The organism is Shewanella putrefaciens (assembly GCF_016406325.1).
GTDB classification, from domain to species: domain Bacteria; phylum Pseudomonadota; class Gammaproteobacteria; order Enterobacterales; family Shewanellaceae; genus Shewanella; species Shewanella putrefaciens.
Genome location: NZ_CP066370.1, coordinates 2,981,177 through 3,001,744, shown reverse-complemented (window position 1 = coordinate 3,001,744; position 20,568 = coordinate 2,981,177). Strand labels below are relative to the sequence as shown.

The 20,568-nt window shown below is 44.1% G+C and carries 20 protein-coding genes; 14 read left to right on the top strand and 6 right to left on the bottom strand.

The genetic code is table 11. The features are described from left to right. Positions 1–37: 37 nt before the first annotated feature. Both JEZ96_RS13380 and JEZ96_RS13375 read right to left on the bottom strand, forming a co-directional pair. A complete protein-coding gene (locus JEZ96_RS13380) occupies positions 38–1,774 on the bottom strand; it encodes a diguanylate cyclase (protein WP_025008703.1) in 1,737 nt (578 codons plus the stop codon). Beyond that, entirely contained in the window at positions 1,771–3,219 is a 1,449-nt protein-coding gene (locus tag JEZ96_RS13375; RefSeq protein WP_025008704.1) for an ABC transporter substrate-binding protein, read from the bottom strand. The genes JEZ96_RS13380 and JEZ96_RS13375 overlap by 4 nt, the downstream gene beginning before the upstream one ends. Positions 3,220–3,510: 291 nt before the next feature. Here JEZ96_RS13375 and JEZ96_RS13370 point away from each other — a divergent pair, with 291 nt between their 5' ends. The 5 genes from JEZ96_RS13370 (at position 3,511) to JEZ96_RS13350 (ending at position 6,041) form a co-directional block, all read left to right on the top strand. Then, positions 3,511–3,969, top strand: coding sequence for a GNAT family N-acetyltransferase (locus tag JEZ96_RS13370; protein ID WP_014611008.1), 459 nt, complete (start codon positions 3,511–3,513; stop codon positions 3,967–3,969). 157 nt (positions 3,970–4,126) lie between these two features. Next, positions 4,127–4,336 carry a DUF3820 family protein gene (locus JEZ96_RS13365; protein WP_011788692.1) on the top strand — a complete coding sequence of 70 codons (210 nt, stop codon included), beginning with the start codon at positions 4,127–4,129 and terminating at the stop codon, positions 4,334–4,336. A gap of 126 nt (positions 4,337–4,462) precedes the next feature. Then, entirely contained in the window at positions 4,463–4,765 is a 303-nt protein-coding gene (locus tag JEZ96_RS13360) for a hypothetical protein (RefSeq protein ID WP_011788693.1), read from the top strand. Positions 4,766–4,934: 169 nt separating this feature from the next. Continuing rightward, the gene (locus tag JEZ96_RS13355; RefSeq protein ID WP_011919662.1) at positions 4,935–5,447 is read left to right on the top strand and encodes a GNAT family N-acetyltransferase; all 513 of its coding nucleotides are present in this window, start codon (positions 4,935–4,937) and stop codon (positions 5,445–5,447) included. A 60-nt stretch (positions 5,448–5,507) separates the two neighbouring features. Next, positions 5,508–6,041, top strand: a complete 534-nt coding sequence (locus JEZ96_RS13350) for a GNAT family N-acetyltransferase (RefSeq protein WP_011788695.1) — start codon at positions 5,508–5,510, stop codon at positions 6,039–6,041. A gap of 129 nt (positions 6,042–6,170) precedes the next feature. Here the strand turns inward: JEZ96_RS13350 and JEZ96_RS13345 are convergent, their stop codons facing one another. Together JEZ96_RS13345 and JEZ96_RS13340 are read right to left on the bottom strand one after the other, a co-directional pair. Next, the gene (locus JEZ96_RS13345; protein WP_011788696.1) at positions 6,171–6,866 is read right to left on the bottom strand and encodes a pirin family protein; all 696 of its coding nucleotides are present in this window, start codon (positions 6,864–6,866) and stop codon (positions 6,171–6,173) included. An 11-nt stretch (positions 6,867–6,877) separates the two neighbouring features. Beyond that, a complete protein-coding gene (locus tag JEZ96_RS13340; protein WP_011788697.1) occupies positions 6,878–7,321 on the bottom strand; it encodes a DoxX family protein in 444 nt (147 codons plus the stop codon). 166 nt (positions 7,322–7,487) lie between these two features. Between JEZ96_RS13340 and JEZ96_RS13335 the strand changes: the two genes are divergently transcribed. Beyond that, positions 7,488–8,381: a LysR substrate-binding domain-containing protein gene (locus JEZ96_RS13335; protein ID WP_061783212.1), complete on the top strand. Its 894-nt coding sequence runs from the start codon at positions 7,488–7,490 to the stop codon at positions 8,379–8,381. Between the two features lie 29 nt (positions 8,382–8,410). Here JEZ96_RS13335 and JEZ96_RS13330 read toward each other — a convergent pair whose 3' ends face one another. Further along, complete coding sequence (locus JEZ96_RS13330) at positions 8,411–10,156, bottom strand: bifunctional metallophosphatase/5'-nucleotidase (protein WP_025008706.1); 1,746 nt, start codon at positions 10,154–10,156, stop codon at positions 8,411–8,413. 139 nt (positions 10,157–10,295) lie between these two features. Beyond that, positions 10,296–11,387 (bottom strand): CNNM domain-containing protein, encoded by a 1,092-nt coding sequence (locus JEZ96_RS13325; RefSeq protein ID WP_011788700.1) that lies wholly within the window; start codon positions 11,385–11,387, stop codon positions 10,296–10,298. Between the two features lie 144 nt (positions 11,388–11,531). Between JEZ96_RS13325 and JEZ96_RS13320 the strand changes: the two genes are divergently transcribed. From JEZ96_RS13320 to der, 8 genes are all read left to right on the top strand, one after another. Beyond that, complete coding sequence (locus JEZ96_RS13320; RefSeq protein WP_011919657.1) at positions 11,532–12,653, top strand: bifunctional tRNA (adenosine(37)-C2)-methyltransferase TrmG/ribosomal RNA large subunit methyltransferase RlmN; 1,122 nt, start codon at positions 11,532–11,534, stop codon at positions 12,651–12,653. Positions 12,654–12,685: 32 nt separating this feature from the next. Then, positions 12,686–13,474: a type IV pilus biogenesis/stability protein PilW gene (gene pilW / locus JEZ96_RS13315; protein ID WP_011788702.1), complete on the top strand. Its 789-nt coding sequence runs from the start codon at positions 12,686–12,688 to the stop codon at positions 13,472–13,474. Further along, a complete protein-coding gene (locus JEZ96_RS13310; RefSeq protein WP_061783214.1) occupies positions 13,471–14,556 on the top strand; it encodes a RodZ domain-containing protein in 1,086 nt (361 codons plus the stop codon). Before pilW ends, JEZ96_RS13310 begins: the two co-directional genes overlap by 4 nt. A 49-nt stretch (positions 14,557–14,605) precedes the next feature. After that, on the top strand, positions 14,606–15,721 hold the full coding sequence (gene ispG, locus JEZ96_RS13305; RefSeq protein ID WP_011788704.1) for a flavodoxin-dependent (E)-4-hydroxy-3-methylbut-2-enyl-diphosphate synthase: 1,116 nt from the start codon (positions 14,606–14,608) through the stop codon (positions 15,719–15,721). 130 nt (positions 15,722–15,851) lie between these two features. Continuing rightward, positions 15,852–17,129 carry a histidine--tRNA ligase gene (gene hisS, locus JEZ96_RS13300; RefSeq protein ID WP_011788705.1) on the top strand — a complete coding sequence of 426 codons (1,278 nt, stop codon included), beginning with the start codon at positions 15,852–15,854 and terminating at the stop codon, positions 17,127–17,129. Between the two features lie 13 nt (positions 17,130–17,142). Then, on the top strand, positions 17,143–17,763 hold the full coding sequence (locus JEZ96_RS13295; RefSeq protein ID WP_011919655.1) for a tetratricopeptide repeat protein: 621 nt from the start codon (positions 17,143–17,145) through the stop codon (positions 17,761–17,763). 11 nt (positions 17,764–17,774) lie between these two features. Then, positions 17,775–18,962 carry an outer membrane protein assembly factor BamB gene (gene bamB, locus JEZ96_RS13290; RefSeq protein WP_011788707.1) on the top strand — a complete coding sequence of 396 codons (1,188 nt, stop codon included), beginning with the start codon at positions 17,775–17,777 and terminating at the stop codon, positions 18,960–18,962. Positions 18,963–19,041: 79 nt separating this feature from the next. Beyond that, on the top strand, positions 19,042–20,508 hold the full coding sequence (der, locus tag JEZ96_RS13285; RefSeq protein ID WP_011919654.1) for a ribosome biogenesis GTPase Der: 1,467 nt from the start codon (positions 19,042–19,044) through the stop codon (positions 20,506–20,508). Positions 20,509–20,568: the final 60 nt, after the last annotated feature.

Here is a 20,568-nt window from a genome sequence, read left to right as displayed (position 1 = left end):
TGGTTAAAAATAAAACGGATTTTCCTATAAACATGTCTTAGTAATAACGCAATGGAATGTTAATAAGCGTTTCAGTGCGATTGCGCCCCGTGAGTTTTGCGTGATAGAGGGCTTCGTCGGCTCGCTTTATTAGGCTATTTGTATCGAGTCGCTCGGGAGGATGCCAACAGGTAATACCTGCACTGATAGTGACAATACCTGCATGGGGAGAGTCTTCATGGGGGATCTTAAGATCTATAATCGTTTCCCGTAAATGTTCTGCAATTTTGTATGCATCTTCAAGGTGCCTTGATGGAAGTAAGATCATAAATTCTTCTCCACCATAACGGGCAAGGGTATCTGTTGGTCGCTGCAATATGGACTTGGCGGCATTGACGATTTGCTTTAGGCACTGATCTCCTATCACATGTCCATATCGATCATTAAATTGTTTAAAGTTATCGATATCAAACATCACAATACTTAGTGGTACTTGATGGTCGTTAGCATATAGCAATTCTTTTTCAATCTGATTATCTAAATAACGGCGGTTATAACAGCCTGTTAACCCATCGGTTTCAGCCATGGCTTTGACTTGTGCGGCATAGGTTTTTAAGGTCGCGAGTGAATTCACCATTTGCTGAAGCTCAAGGTTATCCGTTATGGGCATTGGAGTATCAAGTTTTTCATTGGCGATGGCATCCATCGCATCGCGTGTGGCAATGACGGGTTTAATGATGCCCTTATCGATAAAGTGCCAGCTTGTGAGCCAGATAAAAAAACAGTACAAGACGCCACCACAAAAGATAAGCAGAACAAATGCCGTACTATGGTTTTTAAGATCACCTCCGGCTTTTTGGATTTCACTGCCGACTTGTTCGACAAGGGTTTGTGTAAATGTAGCAACCAACTGTGCAGCATTTGCTTGATAGGTTAAATGAGCATTAGCAATATTATTGCTTTTCAATGCATTACGCGATAGTTCAAATAAATTATCATCTCCAACAACATTTTGTTTTATTTGCGATAGCCAATCTACATATATACTTTGATTTTTATCGAATGCGGCTAACACAGTTTCCATACTGATTAGATGGCGCATAGCCTCCCGTTGGAGTTGATTTAACGCGACAATATGTTCAGCATTTTTGACTTGGGTAAGTAATGTGAAAAGATGCTCCCCTTGATGAAGGTATTCAGATAGAAATTGATTTTCTTTAATATTATTTGAGATTGCATTGAGGTCTTTTTGGGTCATAAGTGGTGGGTAACTATTATGTATTTGTTTTAGTTGGACTTGCATCTTATCGCCAAAAGAGGATGCCAAACTGGTCAAGTTAGCTTGAATATTTCCTGCCTGTAACTTTGCTTGTAATGCATTATCAGTCAATGTGCTAAGTAGCGGTATTTGCTGCATATAATAAAGTTGAGTATCGATAATATTATTTATCGCTTGCTGTAATTGAGGGGAGGTCTCCAGCTTGGCGATTGTTCGAGAGCTATCAATAAGCAGCCCCCACTGTGTTGCTAGTTCACTTAAAAGCTGCAGACGTTGTAACTCATTATCATAGTGGTTGAGTCTGGTCGTGATGATTTGTAGCTTTTCAGTATCTTTAGCCAGTTCTAATGCAGTGCTGACTTTTACCACATCTTCAGTTACTAAATCTTCAATTTCGGTCCTTAATTGGTGGGAGAGTAAAAGCGCGATAATACCGTTAAATAGCGCCATGCCCACTATGATATAGAAGGCGAAGGTGATTTTATGTTTTAAACTTGTCAACCGTTTAGAGGTCATTTTTCATCTTTCTTGTCAATCGCAGGCACTTCCCCATAGGTATTTTGGAGATTTTTTATCTTAGTACTTAATTTGCTGAAAATATCAGTACTATCTGTCGTTTTATGGCTCGCGGCATAACATGCTTGAGTCAGTTCAGGGTAGATTTGCCCCATTGCTGTGGTCGTAAAGTGGCCAAAAGTTAATACCTTCGTTGACCAAAATAAATTTGCTATATGGCTGGCGTTGAATGCCCCTGCGATTTCTCTTAATGCTTCTTTATTAAATTCAGGGGCAGTGACAACATCCATACGACAGGGGTTACCTCCTCCAAGGGCATAGGCATACTGTGCTTCATAGGTTCCCATATATTTAAGGAGCCAATAGGCTGCTTGTGGGTTCTTGCTGTCATAGCTGACTGCAAAGGCATAGGCTCCGTTATAGGGGTGTCCTCCAGGAACCTGAGCGACCGCAAGGCGTGCGCCAGGGATATTTTTCTCAACACGAAAAGAGATTGGCCATAGGTTATTGTAAGCAAAGGGCCAGATAGCGGCTTGTCCTGTAGCAATGGCATTTGCGGCCTCATTAAAGGCAAATTGTTCATTTGCAGGCACTGAATATGCCATCAATTTGCGGTAAATCTCGGCGGTTCTTATGGCCTCATGATTAATCATTGGTACTTCAAAATGAGTAATTTTTTGTTGGTTATTAAATCGAGGCCACATCCAAGCTCCTCCTTGGCTCCAGAGTATGCTCGAAAACTCATCATTGATATGGGGTTTATTACCTGACATTAATGCAAGACCGTAAAAATCGTGCGATAAGGTTTTCCCCCCAAGTTCAGAACCTGCTTTGCGGGTAAAGAACATGGCTTGGTCGAGAAGTTCTTCAGGTGTTTTGGCGGGCGTTAATGGATAACCGAAACGTTCTAAAAAGCGAGCCTGCTCAGTGGGATGATTAAAAAGATCTTCACGGTAATGACTCCCCATTACATAGTTATTATAGGGAATGGCATGAATTTCGCCTGAATAAGATAAAATATTGAGCAGGGAGGGGTAATAAGGCTCAAGGTACCACTCCATCGCTTTTTCACCGTCGGGATCGTAAAGTTTTGCTAATTCTAAGAGGGGAACCGTATAACCATTCGATGCCCATTCTTTTGCCCATCCCGCTTCCATGGTGAGCAAATCATATGTTCCTTCGCCTTGTTTTAATGCCTGAGTTTGAAGGTTAAACATTAACTCAAGTTCAGTGCTGACCACTTTGACACTGACGCCCGTTTTTGCTGTAAATCTAGGTAGCATTTCTTGGGTGAGATAGTCCGTCCAAAATCCTTTTTCAGCCACGAGAGTGATAGGCGTTTTATTTGTCAGTGGTGGAATTTGAGCTAATGAAAATTCAGCCTTCAACGGCGTCACTAGCGTCAATCCAAATCCAATGAGTGCTACATGAAGCTTTTTTAACAAAAAATGCCCCTTATTTTTATCGGTAATACTAACGAAACGATTTTTTATGCTTGTTGTATGTTAATGATAGGCGGGATAAAAATTTATGCGGGGGTTTTTGAGGGTTTTATAGCATAAAAAACGATAACCTAAAGATTTTAAAAAGTTGAAGGGAGTTACGGCGTTTTTATCAGTCGAAAGTAGGTATGGAAATAGGTGTCAGTGTCATCAAACTGCCAAATAATCCCATTAATATCTCCATAGTATGCCGTCTAATCACCTTGATGTTTACCATTAGAGAAGGGATGCAAAATGGATATCAAAACTATTATGCCAATCGAATTTGAATTAGTTGAATCAGCGCCTTTATTCCATGAGTTACTCTATCTACGTGATGCCGTAGGACGGCCATCGATAGGGGTTGACCTCGCGGATCATCGGCAGTCCCAAGTATTGTACTGGGTTTCTGTACGGATTAAGGATGCAGCGGCGAAAATGCAGTCAAATGTGGTTGCAACAGCCTGTGTCTATCGAGATCGGCCTACGCATTTGGCCATTGAAGATTTTATTGTTCTTCCTGAATATCAACATTATGGGCTTGCAAAAATAGTCTTAGAACGGGTAATGACCTTTGTGGATGAGGAGGTTAATTCGGGTACTTGTGTGAGTATAAATGCCTATGGAGAAGATGAGCGCTTGTGTACTGAGTATGGTTTCGTGCATTCCCATTGTGCCAGTCTTGGTCCAAATTTATTGAAAATCTATGCCTAATGTAGGCATTCGCGGGAGTGTTTGTACTCCCCACGGTTTGGTGTGACTGCGTTATTTACTTTGCATTGTTAGTGATTGATGCAGGTATTTACTCAGTTTCTGATGTAGGATCTTGAACCATAGATTACGTATGGAGCATTGTCTCTAAGGTGATAATATGGATCAGCAACAGCTTATCGATGCCGTTAACCAAACTATGCCTTTTGGTAAATATGCTGGACGAAAACTGTTAGAATTACCTGAGCCTTATCTTGTGTGGTTTCATAAACAGGGGTTTCCTCAAGGAAAGCTCGGAGAACAGTTAGCGTTGATGTACGAAATTAAGCTTAATGGCTTGGAAGGAATGCTAAAACCGCTATTGAAATGAGTTCCCTCCCACGAGATAAAAATCATACTTTTGCGATAGGTGTTGTATTTCGTGATAGAGATTGGCGATTTATTGCTTTTGACATGCTTTAATGAAGCATATTAGCAAAACAAAAGGAACGTAGGCATGATGGCAAAATTAGTAAAATTAGCAGCAGTAGCAACCTTAGCCTTAGGTATGTCAAGTGCTTGGGCACAGGGCGTAACCCATGAAGGAACTGTTGTTGATACAATGAACGGCGGTGGTTACACCTATGTTCAGATTAAAGAGGCAGATCAGACTTTTTGGGCTGCTGGTCCTCAAACTGAAGTTAACAAAGGTGATAAAGTGGCCGTTGTTGAACAAATGTGGATGAACGAGTTCACCAGTAAAACATTAAATCGTACCTTCGATAAATTGCTTTTTGTTGGACAAATCGAAAAGAAATAATCGCGTTAATATTGCCATTGGCGAACGCCAGTTATTAAACGGCCTCGAAAATTTCGAGGCCGTTTTGTTTTCAGTGGCGTATTCCCTGCTTATTTAGAGTGCGCTAATGCTGTCGGTAATCTAAAAAATGCGGCAGAATAATCGTTGATTAATTTGGAGCTTGAAATCAATGGTGACTCTTGTTCGACAAGTGGAAATCCAACCTTACCAACCTAAATATGCTCAAGCAGTCAGTGAGCTATTTCACTTGTGTGTCCACAACATTGAGCATGAACGCTATTCGCAAGCGCAGCTTAATGCTTGGTCTAAAGCGCCAAGATCGGCTAAACATTGGCATTTGCGTTTAAGTCGTTCCCAAGCTTGGATTATTTTGGTGACATCGACCGAGAGCTTATCTAAGATTTGTGTTGGTTTTATCAACGTTGAAACCGATTATTACCATCGTGGTTATATTGATAGCTTCTATATTCACCCCGATTGGCAGCGCCAAGGGGTGGGTGGGCGTGTTTATTGTGAGTTAGAACAGTGGGCTAGGGGGCAGGGATATGCCAGCTTAAGTGTTGATGCCTCTTATTTATCTAAGGGGTTGTTTACCCAATTGGGATTTGTCCAAATCCAACGTAACTATCAACAAAAACTGGGGCAAGTGCTCACCAGTTTTTATATGACCAAAAAACTGTAACTGAATGGGATTAGTCTCCCTTTTGTCAATTGACCCTCATTTTCCAGAGGAGTGAACACTATGCAGATACGCTTATTCTCCCCTAAGGATGTTTCACAAATAGCCTCCGTATTTAATGCCAGTGTCATGGAAGGCGCACAGGAATATTACTCATTGACCGAACGTTTAGCTTGGGCACAAAATCAAGGTGAAGCCCGTAGTGATGATTACTGGCTTGCTAAGCTTGAAGATACAACCACTTGGGTGGCAGAGCTGAATGATAAATTAGTGGGTTTTATCACCTTGAAACCTTGTCCTATAGTTGAACTCGATGTGCAAGTTGGTGAGGTGGATTGTTTATTTGTTCACCCTGAATATAGTCGAGCAGGTGTTGCCACTCTGCTATATCTGGCATTGTTTGAAGAAGTCAAAAAACGAGAATTTAAGCGTTTGACCGTCGAAGCCTCATATCAAGCTCGGCCATTTTTTGAAAAGCATGGATTTAACTGTATTCGCCGTAATGAGCTGCGTCGATATTTAACTCCAGAGGATAAGCTACAGGATAAAGCACAGATATTGGTGAACTTTAGTTTGATGCTTTCACTTTCTCACTGATGTGGCATTTATTCACTAAGACTTTACTTGGTTAATGGCTTTTGATGCTATCCCATTTGGGCAATAAAAAAACCGCCAATTTACATATAGGCGGTTTTTTGTATTGAGTCCGACTAAGGCAATCTGACATTAAGCTAAGTCAAATACGAGGGCAGTTACTGTCCCTTGCAATGCCGTAAATGTCAGTGTATCCAGTTCTGTGATGTGGGCACCATCCCCAGGATTTAACAGAGTGCCATTGATACTCAATTGTCCTTCAACTAATTGTACATAGAGATTACGGTTCGTTTGCACTTGCTCCATCGTCACTTGCTCGGCAGGGGCAAGCTGTAGTCGATAGAGTGTTGCATCTTGTTGTACTTTCAGTGTGCCATTTTCACCTGTTGGAGTAACTATTGGCGTAAGCGCCGAAGTTTGAACAAACGCTTTTTGTTGGTAGCCCGCATCAATCCCTAAGGTATCTGGCTGGATCCAAATTTGTAAAAAGTGTAATGGTTCAGTGTTTGAAGCATTGAATTCGCTGTGATAAATCCCTTTACCCGCAGACATCAATTGAAACTCTCCTGCTGGCAAGGTTTTGATATTTCCAAAACTATCTTTGTGGGCGATAGCGCCAGATATCACATAACTGATAATTTCCATGTCTTTATGACCATGGGTATCAAAACCTGCACCGGGCACCACTCTATCATCGTTGATGACTCTTAGGGATGAGATCCCCATATGTGCGGGATCATAATAGCTAGAAAAAGAGAAAGTATGTTGACTCTTTAGCCAGCCTAAGTCTGCTTGACCACGATCCTGTGCTTTTCTTAGTGTGATCATACTATATCCCCTTATTTGATGCGGTTGGCCAATAAGTTGTCTAGCGATAATTTACCAGCACCTGAAATCGCAAGAGAGACAGTTGCTGCTAATAGGGCTAAGCCAAACTCATAACCGTTATTGGCAAGGAACAGGCCATTACCTATATGCACTGAAAAAATCGCGACAACCATAGTGAATGACAATACAAGGGCCGTTGGTCGGGTTAGTAGGCCGAGTAACAGGAATAGGCCGCCGAAGAATTCACTTGAACCTGCCATGAGTGCCATTAAATAGCCTGGTGTTAGACCAATTGATGCCATCCACTGCCCAGTGCCTTCTAAGCCGTAGCCGCCAAACCAGCCAAACAATTTTTGAGCACCGTGGGCGATTAAGATGATCCCTATCGGAATACGCAAGGCCAGTGGTGCAAAGCTAGGAGCTGATGTCAGTGTTTTTACGATGAGTGCTTTCATGGGATATTCCTTATTTCAAATTTTTTAACTAAGTGAGTTAATCGTATTGTTAGGTGGATGTTCTCTTTGAACCTCTCCATTGCTAAACAGTTTAGACTTGACCTTAGGCAAAGAAAATCGGAACATTTTCAATATTAATTTCAAATAATTTGAACAAGAGGCGCTTATGTTGCCAGCCATTAGCCTTGATGGATTAATTGTGCTCGATGCGATTGATAAAAAAGGGAGTTTTTCAGCCGCGGCAGAATCGTTATTTCGAGTACCTTCTGCCTTAACCTATACAGTACAGAAACTTGAAGGCGATTTAGGTGTAAAACTATTTGAACGTAAGGGACAAAGAGCTGAACTGACACTAGTCGGTCAATTAGTATTGCGTCAAGGTCGGGAGATCCTTGCTGCCACATCAAGGCTTGAAGAGGCGGTACGCCAATTGGAAACGGGCTGGGAGTCTTCCTTAACCTTAGCGATAGATACTGTTGTACCGATTTCTCCTTTATTGCAGCTTATTGGTGAGTTTACGGAGTTGGGTAAACAAGTCACGGTGAATATTAGTGAAGAGTCCTTAGGTGGAGGTTGGGACGCGCTCTATTCAGGGCGAGCTGATATTGCTATCGGCGTTACTGGGGAACTGCCAAAAGGACAATATCATTTGGTTGAAATTGGCCATCTTGAGTTTGTATTTGCACTTAATCCAACCCATCCCTTGGCTTTGTATAAGTTGCCGATACCGACTGAGGCGCTGTTACAGTTTCCATCTATAGTGGTTGCGGATAGTTCTATGGCATTAGCACAGCGTTCAAGTGGTTTATTCGATAGTCGACAAGTGATTCGAGTACCCAATATGCAAACTAAGATTAAAGCGCAGCAATTAGGCTTAGGCGTCGGATATATTCCTGCGCACCTTATTACTAAAGAACTGGCATCGGGTGATTTGATTGCCTGTGCAGTCGAGATCCCCCGCTCCGCACAGAAGGTATTTTTGGCATGGCGCAAGGGTAATCAAGGTAAGGCGCAAGCTTGGTTTGCCGAGCGGTTACCCCATTGTGAATGGCTGTTTTAATTTAATATGTCAGGTTAGACAGCTTAGTGCTATCCAGAACGTCTTAAATGGCTAGTGTAGTGAACATGTGGCGATAAAAAGTCCGCTAAATTAGGTGATCTATTTAAAAAGCGAATAAATGCCTGTGGCAAGGTAAGCGATTCCATTGACTCCTGCCAGCGAGCCTGCAATAGAGGGTGATAACCTTCTTTACCTGCAGCCGTATATGAGGTGGATACACCAACATACAAAGACTCGGGTTCGACGGGATACCAAAGCTGTTGGCTATCTTGCTGCATCATTTCAAGTTTAAATAAACGCTCACCCAGTGGGCGTCTACCATCATAGTAATAACGTAAACCATAGGTATAAGGGAAACTACCTGCGCCAGTCCCTCGCACACTATTATTAGTGGCAGCATTAATGGCAGATTCCAGTGCTTGATAGAGGAACTGGCCTTGAATTTCATATTTCACTAGTGGTAATTCAAACGGCAACAATTGCCCCATCACGTCGGCGAGAGTGAGTCGACCTTGAGCAACGGATTGGCGAACACCCCCAGCATTATGCAGTGCAAAATGTACCCGAGGATCTTCAATTTTTGCTTCTTGAAACATACTGCGGCTTACCCAAGGGGCGATTTCGCTGCCATGGGGCAACGCTTTTGATGGTAAGCGAGTGTGAACTAGGTTCTTAGGGACTAGAGCAAGAACTTTATTTTCCATTTCGGCAATCGCAGGGCGATAAATAGCATTAATGACGTCTACGATATCTTCATCTGCGTCATCCCAATAAATATGGGGATGACGGCAGAGCTGTTGACGTACGGCTTGGTAATCGGCATCGCTCACACTTGTGCTAGCACTTAATATAAAGTGCTGATCGAGCATGAAATAGTTGCCACCCTCAAGCTGGATAAATTGGCCATTGGCGTCAAATTCGATCTGAGCTAAGCCTATGGTTTCTGCATATTTCCCAGCATGGACAATCGGCGTGCCATTGATAACTTCACCATAGGGAAGGTTACTTAAACCTAGATCGCGAAAATCCCCCTGCAAAGTATGGGTGTGCCCACCCACAATAAGGCTGATCCCTGAAACTTGTTCGGCAAGGCGTTTATCCTGATCTAATCCTAAGTGACTCAGGACAATAATATGCTTAATCCCTTGGGTATGAAGATAAGCTACTGTTCTTGCTGTGGTGGCGATAGCGTCTACAAAATGGGTGTCAGGATCGGGGCGAGCAATTTCTTTCATTTGATCTAACGTAATGCCAATGATGGCCATTTTTTGATCATAAAAGGGTTTTAGGATATAGCTTGCCAATTGCTGTTCATGGTCATAGGCCAAGATATTCGGCTCGCCTCGTAAACAGCCTGGCTTATTTATATCTTCTTGGCTTAAATCCATATTGCCGGCAAGCAAAGGAAAATCGATTTGTTTGGCGAAATGAGCAAGCAGGGCATTGCCCTCATCAATATCGTGATTGCCGATAACCATCGCATCAGGTGCTAACAAATTGAGTAAATGGGCATTGGCTTTGCCTTTAAAATGGCTGAAGTACAATGTGCCTTGGAAGCTGTCACCACCGTGTAGAAAAATAAAAGGCGTATCGGTTTGTGCAGCGGCGTGACGTGCTTTTGTTATCTGATAGCCTATGCGCGCATAGCCGCCACTATGGCAGGTGACACCGAGCGGTTGTTGACCCACGGTAAGGGAAAATTGCACACGGCTGGGTTCAAAATTTGAATGTGTATCGTTGATGTGCGCGAGTGAGAGAATGTAGCCCTGTGTCATAACTTACCTCTTTTACGGCGGGAGAGTATATACCCAAGCGCCCCCAAAATGCGAGTATTGAAATGAGTTGGGTATTCTCTCTAAAACAATAAAGGGAGCTAAGCTCCCTTTATATTAACAAGTGCTAAATGAAATACTATTAACCCGATCTTGCCTCATCATCATCGGCAGCGGCTTCAAAATCACCGTCATCAGAAAGGCGAATACCTTTTTGTTTCATGCGTTTTGCCCATAACTTACGTGCCAGCTGTTGCATATCCGTAGCAGGATCATTCACATCCACAATCTCTAGACCTAACATAGACTCGATGATGTCTTCTTGTGTCACAATACCTTGGCTACTGCCATATTCATCAACCACCATAGCTATTTGCGTATTACGCTTAATCATTCGCTCAAATAATGGCAGAATTTTGGCGGTTTCTGGTACAACGAAGAGACTACGTTTTAGCTCACCAATTGGAGCATCTGGTGTGTAACGCTCGGCTAGCAGCACATCGGTACGAGTGATATAACCAATAATATCATCGTGATCCTGATCGTATATTGGAATGCGGGTAAAAGGTTTATCACGGTACTCTCGAACAAACTCATTTTGAGTGAGATCAACGGGCAGTGAAAACATCACAGTGCGTGGTGTCATAATAGCAGTGACGGGCATATCTCGTACTTTTAGCATTTGAGTCAAAATTTTTGACTCTTGCTCATCAAGTTCGCCAGATTCCTGGCCAATTTTAGCCATCGCGCTCATCTCTTGGCGAATATATTGCCCTTCTTCGCCTTTACCTAAAAAGTGAGTAACCTTTTGTGACAACCAAATCAATGGCTTCGTCACCTTTTTCATCCAAGTGATCGCAATAGAAACGCTTGGTGCAAGGCGTCGCCAATGGTTTGCTCCCACAGATTTAGGAATAATTTCTGAGAAAAACAGAATAATAAAAGTTAATACGCCAGAGAAAACACCCAGCATTTCATCCCCAAACACTTTTGCAGCCTGTGCACCAGCCACCGCAGCACCAACGGTATGGGCAACAGTATTTAAGGTGAGAATAGATACTAAAGGTGCTTCGACATTGTCTTTGAGTTTACGTAATCTCGCGGCGGCAGCACTGTCGGTTTGCTCAAGTGAGGCGATATAACTCGGGGTAACCGAAAGCAAAACAGCTTCGAAGACACTACACAGAAAAGAGACCGCGACAGCGACAAGCACTATAATGATGAGGGTTAACATATAGGTGGTATTACAACTCCGTATTTTAGGCCAACATTAGCCCAGCGAGATTCTACCATAGTAGAGTTGTGTCGCTGGCTAAAAATTTATTGCATCTGTATAATTCGCCGCCCTGTTGCAGGTTTTGGTGTTGAGGTGAGTGGTATGAGTGAAAAAAAGATCAATTTATTAGACCTTGATCGTAAGGCTATGCGCGCATTATTTGCGGATCTAGGGGAAAAGCCCTTTCGTGCCGATCAACTCATGAAGTGGATTTATCATTTCGGTGTCAGCGACTTCGAAGAAATGACGAATATCAATAAAGTGTTGCGTCAAAAATTGGCTGCACGCTGTGAAATTGTTGCGCCTGAAATTTCCAGTTTCCAAAAGTCCACCGACGGGACAATTAAGTTTGCGATACATGTTGGTGAAGGGCAGGAAGTTGAAACTGTCTATATTCCAGAAGATGACCGTGCGACTTTGTGTGTATCATCTCAGGTGGGATGTGCGCTTGAATGTACGTTTTGCTCAACGGCTCAACAAGGTTTTAACCGTAATTTGACCGTATCTGAAATTGTCGGCCAAATCTGGCGGGTTTCACATTTCTTAGGTTTTGCAAAGGATACTGGCGATCGTCCGATCACCAATGTGGTGATGATGGGTATGGGTGAGCCACTGCTTAATTTAGCCAACGTTATCCCTGCAATGGATATTATGCTGGACGATTTTGGGTTTAGCCTATCAAAACGCCGGGTAACCCTGTCAACTTCTGGTGTTGTGCCAGCCCTTGATAAACTTGGTGATGCCCTTGATGTGGCATTGGCCGTGAGCATTCACGCTCCTAATGATGAGTTACGGGATATTTTAGTCCCAGTGAATAAAAAGTATCCATTGCAGGAGTTCCTTGCAGGGATCCGTCGTTATATTGCGAAATCAAATGCAAACCGTGGCCGTGTAACCGTTGAATATGTGATGCTCGATCATATCAACGACAGCACTGAGCAAGCTCACGAGTTAGCAAAACTAATGGAAGATACGCCTTGTAAAGTGAATTTAATTCCTTTTAATCCGTATCCTGGTTCACCCTATGGTCGTTCATCGAACTCGCGTATTGATCGTTTTTCGAAAGTATTAATGGAATATGGCTTAACGGTGATAGTACGTAAGACCCGCGGTGACGATATTGATGCTGCCTGCGGTCAGTTAGCGGGGGATATTCGCGATAGAACTAAGCGTTTGGCAAAAAAACGCATGCAAGAAAATCAGATTTCAGTCACAATGAATTAACTCATTGTTTGCACAGATTTATAGGCTTGCCCATGAAGCATGGATTGTCAGGGTTTTCATTAGCAATCACCTTGTCATTAGTCATGACAGGGTGTGTCACTGAGCGTACATACACAGGAACAGATATCCCTGTATCAGAGCGAAAATTAGATAGAGTCGCCGCGGCACGGGAGCGAATGCAGCTCGGTTTAACCTATTTGAATCGAGGTAACTCGGAACAAGCCAAATATAACCTTGATAAAGCAATAGAATACGCGCCAGAACTTGAAGATGTTCATGTTGCAATGGCCTATTACTATCAAACCGTGGGTGATCTTGTACGTACCGAACAAGCGTATCAGAAAGCCATTAGTACTAAGGACGCCTCTGGCGATTCCATGAATAATTTTGGGGTGTTTTTGTGCCAGCAAAAGCAATACGAAAAAGCTGAAAAAATGTTTTTGGCCGCAATAGAAATGCCCAAATATACGCGCACCGCTTCGAGCTATGAAAATTTAGGTTTATGTAGCCGAGAGTCGGGAAAAGCAGAAAAGGCACGACAGTATTTTCAGATGGCGTTAAAGTATGACCCGAGACGTTCGGTGTCATTGCTGGAGCTTGCTGAGCTTGAGACTGAACAGGGTGATTTTATTCAAGCGCGTAATCAATTAGCGCGATATCACCAAGTGGCAGCTCAGACTCCAGAGAGTTTAGCGCTCGGAATAAAAATAGAGCAGGCAATGAATGATGATGCTGCCGTTAAGAAATTTGGTATTTTATTGCTTGCCAAATTTCCAGCATCACCTCAGGCCAAGCAATACAGAGTTAATTTGCATCAATGAAAGATCACGAAACCAACGCGTCAATTGAAGTTAACGAAACAGAAACCACGACGCCTGATGTAACGCTCGGAAATATTTTAAAAAATGCCCGTGAGGAAAAGGGATTAAGCATTGCCGATGCCGCAGTGAAATTGCATTTGCGTCCGGGTATTGTTGAAGACCTTGAAGCTGATAATTTTACCAATATAGCGTCACCCACCTATGTTCGTGGTTATGTGAAAAACTATGCACGCATGTTGGGTATTGACTATGCACCAATAGAGGCTTGCCTCGCTAAGCAAGTACCTTTAGTGACATCCCCTGCGATGCAAAGCTTTTCACGCAAAACAACCTATCAAGCGAGCGATACTAAATTAAAGTGGGTCAGCATATTTATTGTCATCGTATTACTCGGGTTGTTGGTTGTATGGTGGATGCAAAAATCGACGTTACTGACAACGGTCGATGTATCACAACCGACAATGGAAGAGGTTGCCGCAGCAAACCTCACGCTACCTGGCGATGTGTTGTTGACTGAAACGGATGTTAGCCAAGGGCTGACTGATATCGCAGTCAATGGATCAATGTCGATAGATGGTCCCATCAAGGATACGGATGCAAACACGATTGATCCAAATCCGATGGATACTGATGCATTAGAGTCTAATGCGTTAACGGCCGGAAATACTCATAGTGTCGCCAGTAGTAATGTTGGCGTGCCTGCGACTTCAAATCAAGCTGTGGTGGCTAATACTCCTCACACTAACAATGCCACAGGTAACATATCTACAGCCTCGTCTTCGGCGACCTTACCCGCGACGAATGCACCTACAGCGCAAGGCACAATTGCCGTTGCTGGGCAGTCTAATCTAAATATTCAACTAGCAGGTGATTGCTGGATTAATATTGTTGATGCTCAGGGCAAAGTGTTAGTTGATGGTGTAAGAGGGGCAGGGGCAAATATCCAAGTGAACGGTACTGCACCGTTTAAAGTAATTTTAGGGGCCCCCCATGTAGCGACGCTAAGTATGGATGGCCAAGCCGTAAGCCTAGCTGATTTTCCTAAAGGCCGAGTTGCTCGTTTAACGCTTCCTAAAGCGTAAGACTGACTAACAGGCGCAGCAGAACGTACCGAAATAGAGCGTATTAAGTATGTATAATGAAACTCCCATAAAAAGACGTCCTTCCACCCGCATTTATGTGGGTAATGTACCGATTGGTGATGGGGCGCCGATTGCCGTTCAGTCAATGACGAATACTAAGACTACCGATGTTGAGGCTACTATTGCTCAAATTCGCGCCTTAGAAAAAGTCGGTGCCGACATAGTGCGCGTTTCCGTACCGACTATGGATGCCGCTGAAGCCTTTAAAATCATAAAACAATCTGTAAATGTTCCCTTAGTGGCAGATATTCACTTTGATTATCGTATTGCCCTCAAAGTTGCTGAATACGGTGTCGATTGTTTACGCATCAACCCAGGTAACATAGGCAATGAAGAACGTATTCGCAGTGTGGTTGAGTGCGCCCGAGATAAAAATATCCCAATTCGTATTGGCGTCAATGGCGGTTCATTAGAAAAAGATTTGATGGACAAATACAAGGAGCCGACCCCCGAGGCATTGCTCGAATCGGCAATGCGCCATGTGGATATTTTAGATCGCATGAACTTCGACCAATTTAAGGTCAGTGTTAAGGCGTCGGATGTGTTCTTGGCGGTTGAGTCCTATCGTTTATTGGCAAAACAAATCCGCCAACCGCTGCATTTAGGCATTACCGAAGCGGGTGGCGCGCGCGCAGGCTCAGTAAAATCAGCCGTTGGCTTAGGCATGTTATTGGCCGAAGGTATTGGGGATACATTACGTATTTCCCTTGCTGCCGATCCCGTTGAAGAAATCAAAGTCGGTTTTGATATCTTAAAGTCGCTACGTATTCGTAGTCGCGGCATTAATTTTATTGCCTGTCCATCTTGCTCGCGCCAAGAGTTTGATGTGATCAGCACGGTGAATGAATTAGAGCGCCGCTTAGAAGATGTCACTACAGCGATGGATGTATCTATTATTGGCTGCGTAGTGAATGGCCCTGGCGAGGCTTTAGTGTCGCATATTGGTTTAACCGGTGGACACAATAAGAGTGGCTACTACGATGAGGGCGAACGTCAAAAAGAACGTTTTGATAATGACAATTTAGTCGATTCCCTCGAAGCCAAAATTCGTGCTAAGGCGAGCCAACTGGCAAACCGTATCCAAGTAAAGGATACAACCGAGTAAAATGTATGCATTGGTGCCAGAGACTTTGAGGTGTGCCCCGAAACCGATGGGGCCATTTTACGTTTCGTCTTCAGGCGTCTATAATGCGGAACATTTTTATTAATCTAGCGAAATCGGACGAGTCGATACAGTGGCAAAACAGATCCAAGCGATTCGCGGAATGAATGACATTCTGCCAACCCAAAGTCCTCTATGGCAAAAAGTAGAAGCGGTACTTCGTTCAAGCGTCAGTGCTTATGGTTACAGCGAAATCCGCACTCCAATAGTGGAAAATACCGATCTTTTTAAACGCTCTATCGGTGAAGTGACTGATATTGTTGAAAAAGAAATGTACACTTTCGAAGACCGTAATGGCGATAGCCTGACCTTACGTCCCGAAGGTACCGCCTCTACTGTGCGTGCGGGTAATGAGCATGGTTTGCTCTATAACCAAGAACAGCGCTTGTGGTATATGGGGCCAATGTTCCGCCATGAACGTCCACAAAAGGGGCGTTACCGTCAATTCCACCAATTTGGTGTTGAAGTTTATGGTATTGGCAGCGCAGATATTGACGCCGAAGTGCTTATGTTATCGGCGCGTCTATGGGAAAAGCTGGGGATTAGCGAACATGTGACGCTTGAGCTTAATACCTTAGGTGATCCCGCTGAGCGTGCGGCTTACCGCGATGCCTTGATTGCTTTTTTAGAGCAGCATAAAGATAAGTTAGATGAAGACAGTCAACGCCGTATGTACAGCAATCCACTGCGCGTACTGGATTCTAAAGATCCTCAAGTTCAGGGGATTTTAACCGATGCGCCAGCGCTGATGGATTACTTAGGTGAAGAATCTTCACAACATTTTGCACAATTACGTGAACTCCTAGACGCCGTTGGCATCCAATACCGAGTTAATCCTCGCTTAGTCCGTGGTCTCGATTATTATAATCGCACTGTATTTGAATGGGTTACCAACAGCTTAGGCTCACAAGGCACGGTACTTGCGGGCGGACGCTATGATGGTTTAGTGGCGCAATTAGGCGGTAAAGATACCCCAGCGGTCGGTTTTGCGATGGGGCTTGAGCGTATTGTATTGCTGCTTGAAACCTTGGGCCTTACACAGGACATTCCCGCGGCAGTTGATGTGTATGTCACCGCCATGGGGGAGAATTGTCTTGTCGAAGCCATTAAAGTTGCACAGGAATTACGTAGTGCGCTGCCACACCTTAAAGTGATGAGTCACTGTGGTGGCGGTAACGTGAAGAAACAAATGAAGCGCGCCGACAAAAGCGGTGCGAGTGTGGCATTACTGATAGGTGAAGAAGAACTTGCCGAAGGTATGGTCACAGTGAAACATTTACGCAATGACAACGAACAACAACAGGTTGCTCGAAATGCCTTAAGTGCATTTTTAGCTGAACTTACCAAATAAAGGGGATGTGCGCGTGGAAATTTATAGCACAGAAGAACAACAAGTTGATGCTATCAAACAGTTCTGGAAAGATTATGGAACTTCCATTTTAATCGGTGCTGTCGTGGGCCTTGGTGGCCTATACGGTTGGAATTATTATTCCGATATGAAAGTGGCTAAAGCGGAGGAAGCGTCAAAAGCCTTTCAAGCATTGACGACCAAATCTGCCGATGAAGCCGCCATGCTAGCGGGTGTTGCTGAGTTTTCAAAAAATCACGATCAAAAAGGTTATCAAGCACTGTTGGATCTTATCGTTGCCAAAACGGCTGTAGAAGCAAAGGATTATCCTAAGGCTATCGATGCGTTGAACAAGGTTATTACGGCCAAGCCAGGGGCCAGTTTAGATACAATTGCAACCTTACGCTTGGCCCGTATTCAGGCGGAGCTTGGTCAAATTGATGCCGGGTTAGCGACCTTAGAAAAAGTATCCGATAAAGCCTTTTTAGCTCAACGTGAAGAGTTAAAAGGTGACTTCCTTGTGCGTCAAGGTGACGTTGAGAAAGCAAAAACGGCTTATCAAACCGCCATGGATAACGGTGGTGTGGTAACAAGCCCGGCACTTAAAATCAAACTTGATAACCTAAATCAGGCATAAGGGATCCCTTGATGAAGTCTTGGTGCAAAAACCTGTTAGCCGCTGGATTGAGTCTAGCGATGTTATCCGCCTGTTCATCGAGTGATGTTGAAGAAGAGCCGGTAAGTGAGTTAACTGCAATTCAGGCAACGGTGTTTCCTGAAGTAAGTTGGAGCGCCTCTGTTGGTAGTGGTGTGGGGGATTATTATTCTCGCCTTATGCCGGCAGTTCGTTACGGTAAAATTTTTGCCGCAGACCGTTACGGTAAAGTCATTGCGTTTGATGAAGCTACGGGTGACCGCGTTTGGACTAAAGATTTTAGCGAAGAGTTTCGTGATAACGCCTTAGCTAAAAATAAAGGTGCTCGCATTGCCGCAGGTGTCACCGCTGCCCGTAATAAAGTCTTTGTGGGTGGTGAGAGTGGGCTGCTTGCAGCACTGAATATCGAAGATGGCCAAGTATTGTGGCATATCGTTGCGGGTGGTGAGCTTTTATCAAAGCCAACGGTTGCTGATGATGTGGTTGTGGTGAGTACGAGCTCCGGTTCACTCGAGGCTTTTAACGTCGATACTGGCGATAAGCTGTGGGTGTACAAGATGCAGTTGCCGAACCTGACGTTACGTGGCACAGGCTCTGCCGCCTATGAAGCGGGTGGTTTCTTTATTGGTACTGCCGATGGCAAAGTGGCTGTTGTGGTGAAAAACAATGGTCAAGCCGCGTGGGAACAAGCGATTTATAATCCAACGGGCGGTAACGAGTTTACGCGTATGGCCGACGTGGATATGACACCGCTTATTCTTGGTGATAATTTATATGCAGTTAGCTATAACGGTAACTTAGTGTCGATGGAATTGCGTACGGGTCGCATAGTATGGACACGTAAGTATTCAAGCTTTAACGAATTAGCATCAGCAGGATTAAGTTTGTTTTTAGTTGACGATCATAGTCGTATCTACTCAGTTGATAGACGAAATGGTTTAGAGCTATGGAGCAACTCTGAGTTAACAAATCGAACATTAACCTCGCCTGCAGTTTATAAAGATTATTTAGTTGTCGGTGATTTCGAAGGTTATCTACACTTTATTGATCGCAGTACAGGGACGATTGTCGGTCGTATTCAAGTCGATAGCTCTGGATTATACAGTCAGCCATTAGTGGTGGATGATAAAATCTATGTTCAAGGTCGCAGCGGAAAGCTGGCTGTTGTAACACTTCCGTAGTTAAAAGTGTTATCCTTGCAGAGCCCCTGGAAGTGTGTTCCGGGGGCTTTTTATTGAAAAGTTTTTTAGAGGCAAAATCATGATCCCTGTAGTGGCCCTTGTTGGTCGACCGAATGTCGGTAAATCCACCCTATTTAATCGTCTTACGCGTACGCGTGATGCGCTGGTTGCTGACTTTCCTGGCCTAACACGTGACCGTAAATATGGTCGAGCATTCTTATCCGGCTATGAGTTCATTGTGGTCGATACAGGCGGTATCGATGGCACTGAAGAGGGGATCGAGACAAAAATGGCAGAGCAATCCCTTGCTGCCATTGAAGAAGCCGATGTGGTTTTATTTATGACCGATGCGCGCGCGGGGTTAACCGCCGCTGACTTGTCGATTGCACAGCATCTGCGTAGCCGTGAAAAAACCACTTTCGTGGTTGCCAATAAAGTTGACGGTATCGATGCCGATTCGGCCTGTGCCGAGTTTTGGTCTTTAGGTTTGGGTGAAGTCTACCAAATGGCGGCATCTCAAGGACGCGGCGTCACCAACATGATCGAATACGCGCTGACACCTTATGCTGAAGCGATGGGCATTGAGCGTCAAGGTGAAGAAGAAGTCGTCGACGAACGCCAATACACTGAAGAAGAAGCCGAAGCTGAGCAAAAGCGTCTACAAGATTTGCCCATTAAGCTGGCGATTATCGGTAAGCCAAACGTAGGTAAGTCAACCCTCACTAACCGTATTTTGGGTGAAGAACGGGTCGTTGTGTACGATGAACCCGGCACAACGCGCGACAGTATTTACATTCCAATGGAACGTGAAGGTCGCGAGTACGTGATTATCGATACCGCGGGTGTTCGCCGCCGCAGTAAAGTGCATCAAGTTATTGAAAAGTTCTCAGTGATCAAGACTTTAAAAGCGGTTGAAGATGCCAACGTGGTTTTACTTATCATCGATGCCCGTGAAGGGGTTGCTGAACAAGATTTAGGTCTATTAGGTTTCGCGCTTAATGCAGGACGTGCCTTAGTGATTGCCGTCAACAAGTGGGATGGCATCGATCAAGGGATTAAAGATCGTGTGAAGAGTGAGCTTGACCGTCGTCTTGGGTTTATTGATTTTGCCCGTATTCACTTTATTTCGGCGCTGCACGGTACTGGTGTTGGCCATTTATTTGAATCGATTGAAGAAGCCTATGACAGTGCCACACGCCGCGTCAGCACTTCTATGCTGACCCGTATTATGCAAATGTCCCAGGACGATCACCAGCCACCATTAGTGAATGGCCGCCGTGTTAAGTTAAAATACGCTCACGCCGGTGGTTACAATCCGCCAATCGTGGTGATCCACGGGAACCAAGTGAGTAGACTGCCTGACTCGTACAAGCGTTACATGATGAACTATTTCCGTCGTTCATTGAAAGTGGTGGGTACGCCTATTCAGCTGCGTTTCCAAGAGGGTGATAACCCATTTGAAAACAAGACTGAGAAGTTAACTATGAGCCAAGAGCGTCGCCGCAAACGCGCACTGAGCCATATTAAAGACAGAAAAACCAAATAGTGTTTTTTACCGAACACATTTGAAACAAAAGGAACCTTAGGGTTCCTTTTGTGTTTTAAG